The organism is Jiella flava, assembly GCF_017349315.1.
Lineage (GTDB): Bacteria > Pseudomonadota > Alphaproteobacteria > Rhizobiales > Rhizobiaceae > Jiella > Jiella flava.
Genome location: NZ_JAFMPP010000004.1, coordinates 246,213 through 260,612 on the forward strand (window position 1 = coordinate 246,213; position 14,400 = coordinate 260,612).

At 64.3% G+C, this 14,400-nt stretch carries 13 protein-coding genes and 1 tRNA gene; 7 read left to right on the forward strand and 7 right to left on the reverse strand.

The annotated features are described in order from the left end of the window. The 4 genes from lpxA to J1C48_RS07240 all read left to right on the forward strand — a co-directional run bounded on the left by lpxA (position 1) and on the right by J1C48_RS07240 (position 3,772). Complete coding sequence (lpxA, locus tag J1C48_RS07225; protein ID WP_207257135.1) at positions 1-807, forward strand: acyl-ACP--UDP-N-acetylglucosamine O-acyltransferase; 807 nt, start codon at positions 1-3, stop codon at positions 805-807. 5 nt (positions 808-812) lie between these two features. Continuing rightward, positions 813-1,718: an LpxI family protein gene (locus J1C48_RS07230; RefSeq protein ID WP_207257136.1), complete on the forward strand. Its 906-nt coding sequence runs from the start codon at positions 813-815 to the stop codon at positions 1,716-1,718. Next, positions 1,715-2,872: a lipid-A-disaccharide synthase gene (gene lpxB, locus J1C48_RS07235; RefSeq protein WP_207257137.1), complete on the forward strand. Its 1,158-nt coding sequence runs from the start codon at positions 1,715-1,717 to the stop codon at positions 2,870-2,872. The genes J1C48_RS07230 and lpxB overlap by 4 nt, the downstream gene beginning before the upstream one ends. 393 nt (positions 2,873-3,265) lie before the next feature. Further along, entirely contained in the window at positions 3,266-3,772 is a 507-nt protein-coding gene (locus tag J1C48_RS07240; RefSeq protein ID WP_207257138.1) for a MarR family winged helix-turn-helix transcriptional regulator, read from the forward strand. 135 nt (positions 3,773-3,907) lie between these two features. Here J1C48_RS07240 and J1C48_RS07245 read toward each other — a convergent pair. The 4 genes from J1C48_RS07245 to J1C48_RS07260 form a co-directional block, all read right to left on the reverse strand. Beyond that, a tRNA-Ala gene (locus J1C48_RS07245) sits at positions 3,908-3,983 on the reverse strand. A gap of 291 nt (positions 3,984-4,274) precedes the next feature. Beyond that, positions 4,275-4,880, reverse strand: a complete 606-nt coding sequence (gene recR / locus J1C48_RS07250; protein WP_207257139.1) for a recombination mediator RecR — start codon at positions 4,878-4,880, stop codon at positions 4,275-4,277. 22 nt (positions 4,881-4,902) lie between these two features. Continuing rightward, positions 4,903-5,226, reverse strand: coding sequence for a YbaB/EbfC family nucleoid-associated protein (locus J1C48_RS07255; protein WP_207257140.1), 324 nt, complete (start codon positions 5,224-5,226; stop codon positions 4,903-4,905). Between the two features lie 141 nt (positions 5,227-5,367). Continuing rightward, positions 5,368-7,230, reverse strand: a complete 1,863-nt coding sequence (locus J1C48_RS07260; RefSeq protein WP_207257141.1) for a DNA polymerase III subunit gamma/tau — start codon at positions 7,228-7,230, stop codon at positions 5,368-5,370. 674 nt (positions 7,231-7,904) lie between these two features. Between J1C48_RS07260 and J1C48_RS07265 the strand changes: the two genes are divergently transcribed. Beyond that, positions 7,905-9,236 (forward strand): ammonium transporter, encoded by a 1,332-nt coding sequence (locus J1C48_RS07265; RefSeq protein ID WP_207257171.1) that lies wholly within the window; start codon positions 7,905-7,907, stop codon positions 9,234-9,236. Positions 9,237-9,539: 303 nt separating this feature from the next. Next, on the forward strand, positions 9,540-10,547 hold the full coding sequence (locus J1C48_RS07270; RefSeq protein WP_207257142.1) for a zinc-dependent alcohol dehydrogenase family protein: 1,008 nt from the start codon (positions 9,540-9,542) through the stop codon (positions 10,545-10,547). A 6-nt stretch (positions 10,548-10,553) separates the two neighbouring features. Here the strand turns inward: J1C48_RS07270 and J1C48_RS07275 are convergent, their stop codons facing one another. The 3 genes from J1C48_RS07275 to J1C48_RS07285 all read right to left on the reverse strand — a co-directional run bounded on the left by J1C48_RS07275 (position 10,554) and on the right by J1C48_RS07285 (position 13,745). After that, the gene (locus tag J1C48_RS07275; protein ID WP_207257143.1) at positions 10,554-11,318 is read right to left on the reverse strand and encodes a DUF4396 domain-containing protein; all 765 of its coding nucleotides are present in this window, start codon (positions 11,316-11,318) and stop codon (positions 10,554-10,556) included. Positions 11,319-11,550: 232 nt separating this feature from the next. Next, positions 11,551-11,787, reverse strand: a complete 237-nt coding sequence (gene rpsU / locus J1C48_RS07280) for a 30S ribosomal protein S21 (RefSeq protein ID WP_207257172.1) — start codon at positions 11,785-11,787, stop codon at positions 11,551-11,553. A gap of 545 nt (positions 11,788-12,332) precedes the next feature. Beyond that, on the reverse strand, positions 12,333-13,745 hold the full coding sequence (locus J1C48_RS07285; RefSeq protein WP_207257144.1) for a cytochrome P450: 1,413 nt from the start codon (positions 13,743-13,745) through the stop codon (positions 12,333-12,335). A 255-nt stretch (positions 13,746-14,000) separates the two neighbouring features. Between J1C48_RS07285 and J1C48_RS07290 the strand changes: the two genes are divergently transcribed. Beyond that, positions 14,001-14,213 (forward strand): hypothetical protein, encoded by a 213-nt coding sequence (locus tag J1C48_RS07290; RefSeq protein WP_207257145.1) that lies wholly within the window; start codon positions 14,001-14,003, stop codon positions 14,211-14,213. The last annotated feature ends 187 nt before the right edge of the window (positions 14,214-14,400 follow it).

Sequence of the window (14,400 nt, forward strand, 5' to 3'; positions counted from 1 at the left end):
ATGACGCAAAGCAAAATTCATCCCTCGGCGGTGATCGAAGACGGAGCCGAGATCGGCCGTGGCTGCGAGATCGGGCCGTTCTGCCACATCGGATCGCAGGTGCGTCTCGGCGCCGGCAGCCGCCTGCGCTCCCATGTCGCCATCTGGGGCAACACGGTGATCGGCGACGGCGCGCAGATCTGGCCCTTTGCCTCGCTCGGCCATGCGCCGCAGCATTTGAAATACCGGGGTGAAGACACCCGCTTGGTGATCGGCGCCAACTGTCTGATCCGCGAACATGTGACGATGAATCCGGGCACCGTCCAGGGTCGCTCCGAAACCACCGTCGGCGACAACTGCGCTTTTTTCACCGGTGCCCATGTCGCCCATGATTGCCTGATCGAGCGCAATGTCACGCTGATCAACAACGTTATGCTCGCCGGCCACTGTACGGTCGGCGAATATGCCACCATCGCCGGTGGTTCCGGCATCCATCAATTCACGCGCATCGGCCATCATGCCTATGTCGGCGGGCTGGCGGCGGTCGAGGGCGACATTATCCCCTTCGGCATGGTGCTCGGCAACCGCGCCTATCTCTCTGGCCTCAACATCATCGGCATGAAACGCGCCGGCTTCAATCGCGAGGCGATCCGCAACGTGCGGCGGGCCTATCGCATGCTGTTCTCCGACGATCTGACCTTCAAGGAGAACATCGACGAGGTGCAGAGCGAATTTCCCGACGATCCGCTGGTGCAGGATCTGCTCGGTTTCATTCGCGCCGGCGGCGACCGGGCGCTGTGCTTCCCGCGTCACTCCCAGCTTTCCTGAGCCCGATGGAGCCGCGCGTTCCCGGCGAGCCGCTCGGTGTCATCGCGGGCGGCGGCCAGATGCCGAGGATCGTCGCCGAGGCGGCGCGCGCCCGCGGTTTTCATCCGATCGTCGTGCGGATCGCCGATGCGATCGACGACGACTGGTCAGCTTTCGACGGCGCTTACTATCCCTGGGGCAAGACCGGCGACGCGATCCGCTTCTTGAGACGGCGCGGGGTCGCTCGGGTGGTCACCTGCGGCACTGTCAGTCGGCGCCCGGATTTTCGCGCGATCCTTCCCAGCTTCGCAACGCTTGCCATTTTGCCGACGGCGCTTCGGGTCGTGCGTGGCGGCGATGATCGCCTCCTGCGCAATGTCGCGGCGTTTCTGCGGGCCGAAGGGTTGGAGCCTCTGGCGGTGCAGGATGTCGCGCCGCAACTCTTGGCGCCGTCCGGCGTGATCTCTGGACGCGAGCCGGGTCCGCAGGAGCGGGCGGCCCTCGTTATCGCGGCGACAGCGGCCGCGCAGCTCGGCAGCCTCGATGTCGGTCAGGCGGTTGTCGCCTCGCAGGAGCGGGTGATCGCGCTCGAAGCGGCGGAGGGAACGCGGGAGATGCTGCAGCGGGTCGCCGATCTGAAGCGCCGGGGCCGGATCGGCCGGGCCGAGCGGCTGGTGCTGGTCAAAGCGATCAAGCCGCAGCAGGACGAGCGCTTCGATCTGCCGAGTATAGGCGTGTCGACCATCGTCGAGGCCGAAGCCGCGGGCGTCAGCGCGATCGGCGTCAGCGCCGGTAAGAGCCTTGTCATCGATTATGACGCGCTCGTCGCGGCGGCACGCGAGGCGTGGATCGCCGTTGTCGGCCTCGCCGCGGATCAAGGCGCGGCACCGACGATGGACGCGGGACCGCTCGGTTTGGAGGAGCGCCGATGAGGATCGCCTTCGTCGTCGGTGAGCCTTCGGGTGATGCGATCGGCGCCGATCTCATCCGTGCCCTGAAGGCGCGCCGCGGCAGCGATGTCGAACTGTTCGGCCTGGCTGGCGAGGCGATGCAGGCGGAAGGGCTCGACAGCCTTTTCGACATCGAGGAACTGTCGATCATGGGGATCTCGGCGATTCTCGCGCGGCTGCCGCAGCTGATGCGGCGGGTCCGCCAGACCGCCGAAGCGATCATCGCGGCGCGCCCCGATGCGCTGGTGATCATTGACAGCCCGACCTTTTCCCACCGCGTTGCCAAGCGGGTGCGCGCCACGCGGCCCGAGATCGCGATCCTCAATTACATTCCACCGACGGTCTGGGCTTGGCGCGAGGACCGGGCGACGAAGATGCGGCCCTATATTGACCACGCGATCTGCGCCTTGCCGTTTGAGCCGGCGATCCTTCAGCGCCTCGGCGGGCCGCTCGCCAGCTATGTCGGCCATCCGCTCATGAAGGAGACGGGGCTCGCGGCCCTTCTCGGCGATGTGCGGCCGCTCGCAGACAGAGCGCCGAAGACGCCGCCGCGTCTCGTCATTCTGCCGGGCTCCAGGCGGGGTGAGATCGATCGATTGATCGCCGATTTCGGCGCAACGCTTGCGCGTCTCGACGCTCTTTTGCCGGGCGTCTCGGCGGCTCTGCCGACGCTTCCCCGGCACCTGGAGCGGATCGAGGCCTCCATCGCGTCCTGGCCGGTCAAGCCCGCAATCGTCACCGGCACCGCGGCGAAATGGCAGGCCTTTGCCGAGGCCGATGCCGCCCTTGCCGCATCCGGCACGGTATCGCTCGAACTGGCGCTGGCCGGCGTGCCGATGGCGCTCGCCTACCGGCTGGATCCGGTCGCCTATCGGTTTCGCCACCTCGTCACCGCCTGGACGGCGGCGTTGCCGAACTTCATCGTCGGTCATCCGCTGGTGCCGGAGCATTTTCACGAATTCGTCCGGCCGGAGCATCTTGCCCGCCGCATGGCCCGGCTGTTGACCGACACCCCAGAACGCCGCGCGCAGCTCGTGGGGATGGACGAGATCCGACGCCAGATGGCGGTCGAAGAGTCGCCCGGCGAGGCGGCCGCCGCGATCGTGCTCGACTACGCCGGCAAGCGGCGCGGCTGACGCCTGGCACCGCATCGTGTGCGGCCTGGACAGGTCAATGATCGGGACGGCGGTCAGGAGATGATCAGCCGTAGGACATCGGTCCGCACGACGGGCAGCATGCCCCTGAGGATCGCAACGACCCACCGTAGCGGAATGGCATCGAGTGAGCTCTGCGGCAGGCCCTGACGTTCCTGCAGCCGATGCGAGAGCGATCCCGCAATTACCAAGGAGCCCTCTCAAAGATCGTTGCATTGTTTGCGTTGGATGACATTCAGCTTTACGTCTTGATTTGGCGAAATCACCGATGACGGCTGACATTCCCAAACTCTTCGGAAGCGAACAATTGCGAATTGTCCGAGACGCGAAGCCGGCAGCACGAGGACCGCAGACGAGACGGATGGCTGAGACGGAATGATGGCACGCGGCAACGATCGGGAGGACAGGCAGACTGGCGGCAACCCGGCGCGCGCACAGCTCGACGCGGGTGAGGCCGAGCGGACAGTTGCCTACAAGTTACGCTTGGCACAGATCCTTGCCTTTCGGGCCTTTGAGGAAAAGCTCGCCGATCGCGGCCGCGCACCGCGCTATCTCGGTCTCCTGGCGATCATCCGCAATCATCCCGGCGAGCCGCAGAGCCGGCTGGCGGATGCGGTGGCGCTGCGTCGATCCAGCCTGGTCGCGATCCTCGACACGCTGACCGACGAAGGTTTGATCGAACGTCGGCTATCGGCGGCGGATCGCCGGATCAACGGGATCTGGCTGACGAAAAAGGGCGAGAGGATCGTCGACGAGCTCTTGCTCGAAAGCCGCCGGCATGACGCCATGCTCACCGCCGGCCTGACATCCAAGGAAACGGCGACGGCGCTCGATGTCCTCGACCGGGTGATCGCCAATCTGCGGACAGAAGATGCCGGTTGAGGTGAAGCGGGACGACCGGGCTGGCGTGACGGCTCGAAGGAGCCTCGGCCCGCAACGCCGATGTGACTCAGCGCCGACCCGATCAGATCTCGCATCCCTGTGTGAGGCTGCTTCAAATCATCATTTTGGGAAATTTGGTGGAGCCAAGCGGGATCGAACCGCTGACCTCTACAATGCCATTGTAGCGCTCTCCCAGCTGAGCTATGGCCCCACATGCCGACGGGCGGCTGAAACGGAACTGGGTGGCCCGTCTCGTGTGAGCGGCTTCATATTAAAGACCCGAGCGGAGATCAAGTGATTTTCCGTCTGACCGGCCAAGCTTTTCTGCCAGCGGCCGATGGTGGTCGATTTCGTCGAAATTGGCTCTTCATGACGGCGGCGTGACAGGCTGCCGCGATCGCGATGGTGCCGCTCGGGCAAAGGGGCGGGCGGCAGGTCTTCGGCGCAGTGCCGCTGCGGCGAATCGGTGGCGGGATGGCTTGGCCGTCCTGCAGCACGCCATTCACAGCGCGGTGCGCGAGCGCATGGCGGCGGCCAGTGTGCCCTCGTCGAGATAGTCGAGCTCGCCGCCGACCGGGACGCCGTGAGCGAGCCGGGTGACCTTGATGTCGAACCCTTCGAGCCGGTCCATGATGTAGTGCGCGGTGGTCTGGCCCTCGACGGTGGCGTTGACCGCGATGACCAGCTCTTTGACGCCCCCGGCTTCAACCCGGTCGATCAGCTGACGGATTGTCAGATCCTCCGGCCCGACGCCTTCGAGCGGCGAGAGCACGCCGCCGAGCACGTGATAGGCGGCGTTGAGGGCCTTGGCCCGTTCCAGGGCCCAGAGATCGGCGACGTCCTCCACCACGACGACCGTCGACTGGTCGCGGGAATGATCGGTGCAGATCGTGCAGGGATCGCGACTGTCGATATTGCCGCAGACCGAGCAGACGCCGATCTTGTCGCGCGCTTCTGCCATCGCGGCGGTCAGCGGCGTCAAAAGCTGCTCGCGGCGCTTGACGAGATGCAGTGCCGCGCGGCGGGCGGAGCGTGGGCCGAGGCCCGGAAGTTTGGCGAGAAGCTGGATCAGCTTCTCGATTTCCGGGCCGGCGACAGATTTAGCCATGGATCGGTCGTGCAATGCGCGGTCAGAACGGCAGCTTCATGCCGGCTGGAAGGTTGAGGCCGGCGGTCATTTCCTGGGTCTTTTCCTGGATCGCCAGCTGCAGCTTGGTGTGGGCGTCGGCGTGGGCGGCAACAATCAGGTCTTCGAGAATATCCTTCTCGTCATCCTTGATCAGCGAGGGATCGATGGTCAGGCCCGCCATCTCGCCGGTGCCGCGCAAGGTGACGGTGACGAGGCCGCCACCAGACTGGCCCGACGCTTCGACGGTCTTCATCTCCTCCTGAAAGCCCGCCATCTTTTCCTGCATGGCTTTCGCCTGCTTCATCATGTTCATCAGGTCTTTCATCGCGGGGCTCCTCGGTTTCGATCGAAGGGTGGCGGGGATGTCGCCGGGCGGTGGCATATCTCAGGCGATATAGGAAGGTTGAGCGCGGGCTTTGAGGTCTGGGGGCCGGCTTTTGCCGCTTCGGTCTCACGCTGCTCGGCGCTAATCCTCGTCCGGCAGCTCGTCCGGATCGCTGACGAAATCGTCCTCCAGCGCCTCGATCGTCGTCTCAGCCGCGTCCTCGACCTCGCCGCGCAGCGTCACATTGGTGATCTTGGCGCCCGGAAAGGCGGCAAGGATCGCCGCGACCTCCGGATCGTTGGCGGCGTCGTCGATCAGCGAAGCGCGCTTGGCCGCGTCATGTTCGTCGAGGGTCGGCGCGCCGCCCGAGGAGGCGACGGAGACCACCCAGCGCTGGCCGGTCCACAGATGCAGGCGCTTCATCAGATCGCCGATCAGCGTCGGCGGCGCTTCGTCGGTCAGCGCGACTTCGATGCGTCCGGGCTGGAAGCGTACCGGACGGATATAGCGCCGGATCGAGACTCGCATGAGCGAATCGCGCTTGTCCTCGGCAAGCTTCACCAGCGCTTCGATGCTGCCGATGATCGGCTCCGAGGCCGCGGCCGCCGGCATGACCTGGGGACGGGGACGCGCCTCCATGCGCGCGCCGCCGCCGCCGCTGGCCGAGGCGACGAGCCGGGGCGTTGTGGGACTGGCTGCCCCCGCTGCCGCCGAAGCGCTTGGGCCAGCCGCTTCGCCGCCATGGCCATCGTTGCCGGCATGGCCGCCACGCGGCGCCGAGGACGCGGCCTGGTCGGGCAGGGCATCGCCATCGCGGATCATCCGCAACAGGTCGTCCGGCGAGGGCAGATCCGCCGCATGGGCGATGCGGATCAGCGCCATTTCGGCAGCCTGGCGGGGTGTCGTGGTGTGGCGCAACTCCTCGGCCGCCTTGAGCAGCATCTGCCAGACCTGACCGAGGGTGCGGATCGAGAGCTGTTTCGACAAGGCCAGTCCGCGCTCGGCTTCGACCGGCGAAATCGCCGCGTCCTCGGTGGATTCGGGCACGTAGCGCAGGGTGGTGACAAGGTGGGTGAAATCGGCGAGCTCGGCGATGACGATGGCCGGATCTGCGCCGGAGACATATTGCTCCCGCAGCTCCGTCAGTGCCCCGGCTGCGTCGCCGGCCATCAGCGTTTCGAACAGGTCGATGATCCGCACCCGGTCGGCGAGCCCCAGCATTTCGCGCACGGCGAGGGCGGTGACAGTGCCCGCGCCATGGGCAATCGCTTGGTCCATCAAGGACAGCGAATCGCGCACCGAACCCTCGGCGGCGCGGGCGACGAGCCGGAGCGCATCCTCCTCGATCGCGACATGCTCCTGATCGGCGATCTTTTGCAGATGGGCGATCAGCGTCGCCGATTCGACCCGCCGAAGATCAAAGCGCTGACAGCGCGACAGGACCGTGATCGGCACCTTGCGGATCTCGGTGGTGGCAAAGACGAATTTGACGTGCTCCGGCGGCTCCTCGAGAGTCTTGAGCAGGCCGTTGAAAGCCTGGTTCGAGAGCATGTGAACTTCGTCGATAATGTAGACCTTGTAGCGCGCCGAGACCGGGCGATAGCGCACCTGGGCGATGATCTCGCGCACGTCGTCGATGCCGGTGTGGGAGGCGGCGTCCATCTCGACGACGTCGACATGCCGGCCCTCCATGATCGCCTGACAATGGACGCCGGGTTCCGGCATGTGGATCGTCGGCTCGTGGATCGTATCGGTTTCGTAGTTCAGCGCCCGGGCCAGAATGCGGGCGGTGGTGGTCTTGCCGACGCCGCGCACGCCAGTCAGCATCCAGGCCTGGGCGATGCGGCCGGTCTCGAACGCATTGGTGAGGGTGCGCACCATCGGCTCCTGGCCGATGAGATCGTCGAAAGAGAGCGGCCGGTATTTGCGCGCCAGTACGCGATAGGGCTCGGCCTTGCCGCCGCTCGCGCTGGCGTTCGTCTCGGTGCCTTCGGTTTCGCTCATGATTGCCGCTTCAGCCGATCTCGTGTCGTCGCTTGCTAACCGTTGTGACGGGATCGACGGATCGGTGCAAGACGTCGAGCCATCGGTTTGGGTCGTCTTTGTGCTCGCCGCGTCGGCAAACGTCGAAGAAGCAGTCATTTTGCGTTGGATCAGATCGGGGCCGGTCTGATGGTTCGTCGTCCTGGCCGCGGAAAAAAGACGGACTGAGTGCGGCGGTCTGTTTGACGCGGCAAAGACTTTCGGGCCCGGCGGCGCGGGGAAAGCGCGTCGTCTCCTTAAAACCCTGCTCTCCAACCAGACCGGGACAGTCTCTGGCGAAGGGGGGCTCAACCCGCGAGCGGCGTGGATCAATTGGCCAGATCCACGTCACGGCGCGTTACGACGGAAATGATTCGGAACAGGTCTGGGCGTGGGGAACATGACGGCTCTCCGCCGCTGCGACAGGGGCTGCTGAAATCCCACGCATGCCATCGGCATCGAGTGACTAAAAATCAGGCATCTGTGCAAATAATAAACGGCATCCTCTCGGCTTTATGTCGAAATTGCGCCGGAATTGACGAAATTTCCCCTTCCGGGCGAGTTGGCACGGGTTTTGATTATCAGGGGGTGGGCCCGGAGTTTCAAAGGCGCCAGCCATCAAGGGTCGGTCAACGATCGAAAGTTCAAGCACGATGATGAGATCAGTCTTCAACGCTCGAAAGCTCGCGGGTGCGGGCCTCGGGTTCAGCGCACTCGCGCTCGCCTGCCACCCCGCCTTCGCGCAGGACGCCACGGCAGCCGCAACGCCAGCCATCGATAAGGGCGATACCGCCTGGATGATGACGTCCTCCCTGCTCGTCCTGTTCATGACGATGCCGGGATTGGCGCTGTTCTATGGCGGTCTCGTCCGCGCCAAGAACATGCTGTCGGTGCTGATGCAGTGCACCTTGATCACCGCGCTGGTGATGGTGATCTGGGTTCTGTGGGGCTATTCCTTCGCCTTCGGCGGCGGCACCTCGCCCTGGTGGGGCGGCATGGGCAAGGTGTTCCTTGCTGGCGTCGACCTGGATTCGGTGTCCGGTTCGATCCCCGAATATGTCTTCGTCGTCTTCCAGATGACCTTCGCCGTTATCACCCCGGCGCTGATCGTCGGCGCCTTTGCTGAGCGCGTGAAATTCACCGGCGTTCTTTTGTTCGTCGCGCTCTGGGTGACCTTCGTCTACTTCCCGATCGCGCATATGGTCTGGGATTCCAACGGCTACTTGTTCAAGCAGGGCGCGATGGACTTTGCCGGCGGCACGGTCGTCCACATCAATGCCGGTATTGCCGGCCTGATCGGCTGCTTCTTCGTCGGCAAGCGCACCGGCCTCGGCAAGGACATCATGGCGCCGCATTCGATGACGCTGACCATGGTTGGTGCTTCAATCCTGTGGGTTGGCTGGTTCGGCTTCAATGCCGGTTCGGCGCTGGCGGCCAACGGCACGGCGGGCTTGGCGATGATCAACACCTTCATTGCCACGGCAGCGGCGATACTCTCCTGGTCCGCGGTTGAGGGCATCGCCCGCGGCAAGGCTTCGATGCTCGGTGCGGCGTCGGGCATGGTGGCCGGTCTCGTCGCCATCACCCCTGCCTGCGGCTTCGTTGGTCCGATCGGTGCGATCGTCCTCGGCCTGATCGTCTCGCCGGTCTGCTACTTGTTCGTTTCGGTGGTGAAGAACGCGATCAAGTACGACGACAGCCTCGACGTCTTCGGTGTCCACGGCATCGGCGGTATCATCGGCGCCATCCTGACCGGCGTGCTCGCCTCGAAGTCCTTCGGCGGTGTCGGCTATGCCGACGGTCAGACGATGGCGGGTCAGCTCTTCGTTCAGATCGAAGGCGTGGTGATCACCATCGTCTGGTGTGGTCTTGGCTCGCTGATTTTCTACACGATCACCAAGGCGGTCACGGGGCTTCGCCCGAGCGTCGAGGAAGAGCGCGAAGGCCTCGACCTCACCTATCACGGCGAAGTCGCCTACCACTCGTAAGACCTGCGATCCCGCGGCGACGCCGTCGCGGGATCGTGCTGATTGCGTGTCAACCCGCGCGCCGACGCCGGCGCGCGGGTTTTCGTCGTCATGTCGTCGACGCTGCGTTCTCTTGCCAATCGTCATCGCTTGCTACCTGCGTTCTGACGGCCGCGCTGCGACCGCAGCAGGCGCAACGGCATCGGCCCGAAAATCGGAATTGATTTTCGGCAAAGCACGATGGGTCGGATCGACAAGATCTCGCGCCCTGCGTGCGTCCTGTCGGATGCACGGCGCTAGAGACGACGGGAGATCGACACGACGATGAAGGCCATTCAACTGTCTCAGCCGGGCGGGCTCGACCGCCTCGCTTTGGTCGATATGACGGATCCTGGTGACCCGGGGCCCGGCGAAATCCGTGTGCGGGTCCGGGCCAGTTCGCTCAACTATCACGATTATGCCGTCGTCTCCGGCTGGATTCCGACGGAGGACGGCCGCATCCCGATGTCCGATGGCGCCGGCGCGGTCGAAGCTGTCGGCGAGGGCGTGAGCGAATTTTCAGTCGGGGACGCCGTCGTCTCCGGTTTCTTTCCGCAGTGGCTCGCCGGCGAAGCGGCCGTTGCGGACTTCAAGACGACGCCCGGCGATGGAGTCGACGGCTATGCGCGGCAAGTCGTGGTGCGGCCCGCGAGCTGGTTTACGCATGCACCCAAGGGCTACAGCCACGCGGAAGCGGCGACGCTGACGACAGCAGGCCTTACCGCCTGGCGGGCGCTCGTGGTCGATGGTGGCCTGAAAGCCGGCGACACCGTTCTGACGCTCGGCACCGGCGGCGTGTCGATCTTTGCTCTGCAGATCGCCAAGGCGATGGGCGCGCGGGTGATTTCGACGTCGTCCTCCGATGCCAAGCTCGAACGGCTGACGGCGCTCGGCGCCGACGCGGTGATCAACTACAAGACCACTCCAAATTGGGGCGATCGGGTACGCGAGCTGACCGGTGGGCGCGGCACCGATCTCGTCGTCGAGGTCGGCGGGCCGGGCACCATCGGCCAATCGATCACCGCCTGCCGTATCGCCGGTCACATCGCGCTGATCGGCGTCTTGACCGGCCGAGCCGGCGAGGTGCCGACGGCCGCCCTGATGGCCAAGCAGCAGCGCCTGCAAGGGCTGATCGTCGGCAGCCGGCGGCATCAGCAGGACTTCATCCGTGCGCTTGAGGTGACCGGCATCAGGCCGGTCATCGATCAGAGCTTTGTCCTCGCCGAAATTGCCGACGCATTTCGCTTGGAGGAATCCGGCGCTCATTTCGGCAAGATCTGCCTAAAATTGTGAGGCAGGTCACATCGCTTCCTTGATGCCTTTGCGGATCAGCCACGCATTGACCGGATAGGCGGTCATAAAGCCGCAGACCATGGCGATCTGCATCATGAACCAGAACTCGGCGCTGTTGACGTCGAGCGCGGCGCCGAGCAGGCCGGCAAAGAGGCCGAAATGGGCGATCGCCATGAAGCCGTACATGCCGACCTGCCAGGCGGTCAGTGAGAGCGTATCGGCTTTGATCGCGGCGATCAGAACCTGGCTCGGCGACAGATCGCTCATCGGTTTGATGGCGTGATACTGGAAGGCGATGCCGAATCCGAAGGCGACGATAAAATCGAGAATCCAGACGGCGAAGATTTTTTCGTCGAACAGGCTGTGCCAGCCGAACCAGACGGCGATCGCGGGGACGAAGAAGACCAGCCATTCGGCAAGGATGTCGCCAAGGGTGCAGCCGGCGCCGCAATGGGCCGCGCCCTTGCCGACAATGGCGAAATGCGGCGTTTCCGCCGCGCCGTCATGCGAGGAATGCTGCGCCATGCCGGCGTGAGGCTGCTCCAAACGCGGGTGCTTTTCATGGGACGTGCCGTACGGGGCGGCGCGTCCAAACCGCCCATATCCCCACAGCGCGAGCGGGCCGGCATAAAGTCCACTGATCGGCCAGACGGCATTCATCACGGCCATCGGCTGGGGGTGACGCTTGATGTCGACGGCGATGATCAGAGCCGACAGCGCGCCGACCAGAAGAGAGATGATCGCAAGGACATGCAGCCAGGTTGGAATCATCGGTCGCTCCGCCAAGGGTTAAGGGGCGAGGCGATGGCCGACCGGGTGGCGCAAAAAGCAAACCCCGTCATGCCATGCGATCGATGGGATCGCATGGCATGACGGGGCGCCTGACGATCGGGCTGAAGCGTCGTGTCGCTTCACCCGACAAATGCCAATCGAATGCGGCCGTCCCGCCTCGTATCAAAGGCAAATGGCCGAACCGACTGAAAGGTTCCAGCGGACTGGAGACTTAGCGGCTGGCGGTACGGCGCTTCGGGCCGGGCAGGAGACCTTCGCGCTGCGCCTGCTTGCGGGCGAGCTTGCGCGACCTGCGGATCGCCTGCTGCTTCTCGCGAGCGCGACGCTCGGAGGGCTTTTCGTAGGCGCGGCGGGCCTTCATTTCACGAAAAACGCCTTCCCGCTGCAGCTTCTTCTTCAGTGCGCGAAGGGCCTGATCCACATTGTTGTCTCGAACGTCGACTTTCAAAGCGACTCCCTCTTCTTCCTTGGTCGGGAGCGGGCGGCAAGCCGCCAACACACTCCGGCTAAAGTTCGAGGCGCGGCAGCGAAGGCCGATCGGCATCGCAAGCTTGACCGCGCCCGGTTCATTTCGGCAAAAGCGTGCGGCGGACGAAAATCCGGCCGAAATACCTTGCCTGACGGCCATTCTGCCGCCCCTTGCCTCGGCTCGCTCCGCCTCATGCGAAGGAGCGTCGACGTCTTGCCATTGCTGGCGGATCGAGCGCACCGGCTGCAGAAGCATCGCGACTATGCCGACCGCTTTCGTCGGGGGGGCACCGCGATTGGACACGCAACTCTCGGAGAAGCTCCGCATGCCTGAGCTTGATCAGGATGACGGATGCCCGGTATGCCAAAGCATCTAACGCCCGAGCTTCTCATCCACGAGAGACGAGAAGTCGCACGCCAAAACAAGACCGTATCCGTTCATATAGGACAAAAACCGCGCGGCCGCAAATGACGATCGGCCCAGTGCGCTCCTTCGCCCTCACTGCTCCAAAGTATGACGCATAGTCACTTGCGGCGCGAGACCCGCATCGGCAGGCCGCCATCGGGTTGGATGGTGATACGCTGGACAACCTCAGGTGCTCGATGTCCGACGAAATCGAATCGCAGCGCGCGCAAGAGCAGGGCCAGCGCGATGACGCCTTCCTGAATGGCGAAGCTTGCACCGATACAGACTCTTGGGCCGACGCCGAAGGGCAGATACTGATATCGGTCGATGGACTCGCGATTGCCGGGCAGGAAGCGGCTCGGCATGAAATGGTCCGGCCGGTCCCAGAGCATTTCGTGGCGGTGGATCAGCCACGGCATGACCAAAAGCGTGGCGCCGGCTTCGATCTCGATGGCGCCAAAGCGGTCGGCCTTCAATGCCGTGCGATTGAGCGAGGGCGCTGGCGGATAGAGTCGCATCGCTTCCTCGAAGGCCGCCTTGGTATGGACGAGCTTGTCCGCCCACTGGCTGGGATGGGTCAGGGTCGGCAAAACCTCGTCGAGTTCCTGTTCCACCAACGCCCGCTCGTCCGCTGCCTGGCTCAGGAGATAGAGTGTCCAGGCCAGCGATCGCGCCGTGGTCTCGTGGCCGGCGCCGATAAAGGTGATGATGTTGTCCTCAATCTCCTCGCTGGTCAGCCCGTCGGCCTTGATCAGCAGGGTGAGAAGATCGTTCGGCGTGCCGTCCGGGTTGCGCGCGATGGCCGCCCGGCGCTTGGCGATCGTTTCGGCGATCAGGGAGCGGAAAAACGCCATTGACTTGCGTCCCTTCAGCCGACGCACGCGCGGCAGGAAAGCCGGGGCGTTCAGCAGATCGAGCGGATCGACCCGCCCCATCGAGCCGAGAAAGTCGCGCGTCGACCGGGCGAAGCTATTCGGCTCGGAGGCGATGTCGCCGGAAAACAGGGTTTCCTGCAGGATATCGAAGGTGAGCAGCGTCATCTCATGCGAAGCGTCGACCACCGTGCCTTCACGGGCCATCAAGGTTTCGGCGAAACGGTCCGAGCGCACCCGCATCTGCTCGGTGAAACCGGCGATGTGGCGGGGCGTGAAGACTGGCGCGATCGCCTTGCGGGTGCGGCGCCACAACTCGCCCTCGGCGGTCAGCAGCCCGTCGCGCAAGAGCGGCCGCAGGATGCGCTGGCGCAATGGCTGCATCCCGTAATTCTTGGCGTTTTCGACCAGGCAGTAGCGAATGCCGGCCGGATCGTTGACGACGATATTCGGCACGCCCAACCACCGGCCGCGCACATAGGGCTCCTTGAAGGCCCGGGTTCCCCAGATCTCGATCGGATTGCGCGTCGCCGTGCGGATGAAACCGAAAAAGCCCAGCGGCTCGGCGTGGGGAACCGGCGCCGGCGCGCGAAAGCGCGGCGTCTGGCTTCGGGGCGGAGTTGGTGCCTGCGACGGAATTGGGGAGACTGCGTCGGGCATGAACCATGTCACCATCTGCTGCCAAAGCTGGTGTTGATATGGGGGTGGTCGCCGATCGCGTCGAGTGGGGGGCGAGGCCGCGGGCGGCGGTTAAGGATCTCAGCCACGCGACCACGAGAGCGCTATGGAATGCCATAAAAAAAGCGCGCGCTGATCGTCGCCATCAAAGTTCGTGTTTATAATTCGATGGTTAGAGATTTTTCGTCGAATCTGTTCGCGTTCGGGCCAGGGTTCAGTTTTCAAAAGTGGCGCTCTTTGGATAAGTTGGTTGCCATCATCGCGCCGAAGGGGCCGCGCGATTGGCTGGTGAAAGTCGTCGCCCTCGTGCTGATGGTTATCGCCGTCAATGCGGTGATCGTTCGCGTCGTGCTTGACCGCGAACCGAGCCTGTATTCCGACAGCCTGATCACTTTCATCACCGGCACGCCCTTCGTCATCCTGGGGCTGGCGATGGTTTCCCATCTTTAAAAGCTTCATCAGCGTTTGGAGGCGGTGGCGGCAACCGACATGCTGACCGGGCTGCCCAATTGGCGGGCCTTATACATTGTGAGGCCGGAGCATCGGTTAAGATGCTCCGGCCTCAAGTGTCATTGGGGTGGTGCAACACCGCAATGATGGTGCGCAAAGCGGTTGGCCCAGGCGGGCATGAACTTTC

Bases quoted from the DNA above. Each gene is read 5' to 3' on its own strand.
- lpxA (WP_207257135.1), top strand. From the start codon at position 1: ATGACGCAAAGCAAAATTCATCCCTCGGCGGTGATCGAAGACGGAGCC.
- J1C48_RS07230 (WP_207257136.1), top strand. From the start codon at position 813: ATGGAGCCGCGCGTTCCCGGCGAGCCGCTCGGTGTCATCGCGGGCGGC.
- lpxB (WP_207257137.1), top strand. From the start codon at position 1,715: ATGAGGATCGCCTTCGTCGTCGGTGAGCCTTCGGGTGATGCGATCGGC.
- J1C48_RS07240 (WP_207257138.1), top strand. From the start codon at position 3,266: ATGATGGCACGCGGCAACGATCGGGAGGACAGGCAGACTGGCGGCAAC.
- recR (WP_207257139.1), bottom strand. From the start codon at position 4,880: ATGGCTAAATCTGTCGCCGGCCCGGAAATCGAGAAGCTGATCCAGCTT.
- J1C48_RS07255 (WP_207257140.1), bottom strand. From the start codon at position 5,226: ATGAAAGACCTGATGAACATGATGAAGCAGGCGAAAGCCATGCAGGAA.
- J1C48_RS07260 (WP_207257141.1), bottom strand. From the start codon at position 7,230: ATGAGCGAAACCGAAGGCACCGAGACGAACGCCAGCGCGAGCGGCGGC.
- J1C48_RS07265 (WP_207257171.1), top strand. From the start codon at position 7,905: ATGAGATCAGTCTTCAACGCTCGAAAGCTCGCGGGTGCGGGCCTCGGG.
- J1C48_RS07270 (WP_207257142.1), top strand. From the start codon at position 9,540: ATGAAGGCCATTCAACTGTCTCAGCCGGGCGGGCTCGACCGCCTCGCT.
- J1C48_RS07275 (WP_207257143.1), bottom strand. From the start codon at position 11,318: ATGATTCCAACCTGGCTGCATGTCCTTGCGATCATCTCTCTTCTGGTC.
- J1C48_RS07285 (WP_207257144.1), bottom strand. From the start codon at position 13,745: ATGCCCGACGCAGTCTCCCCAATTCCGTCGCAGGCACCAACTCCGCCC.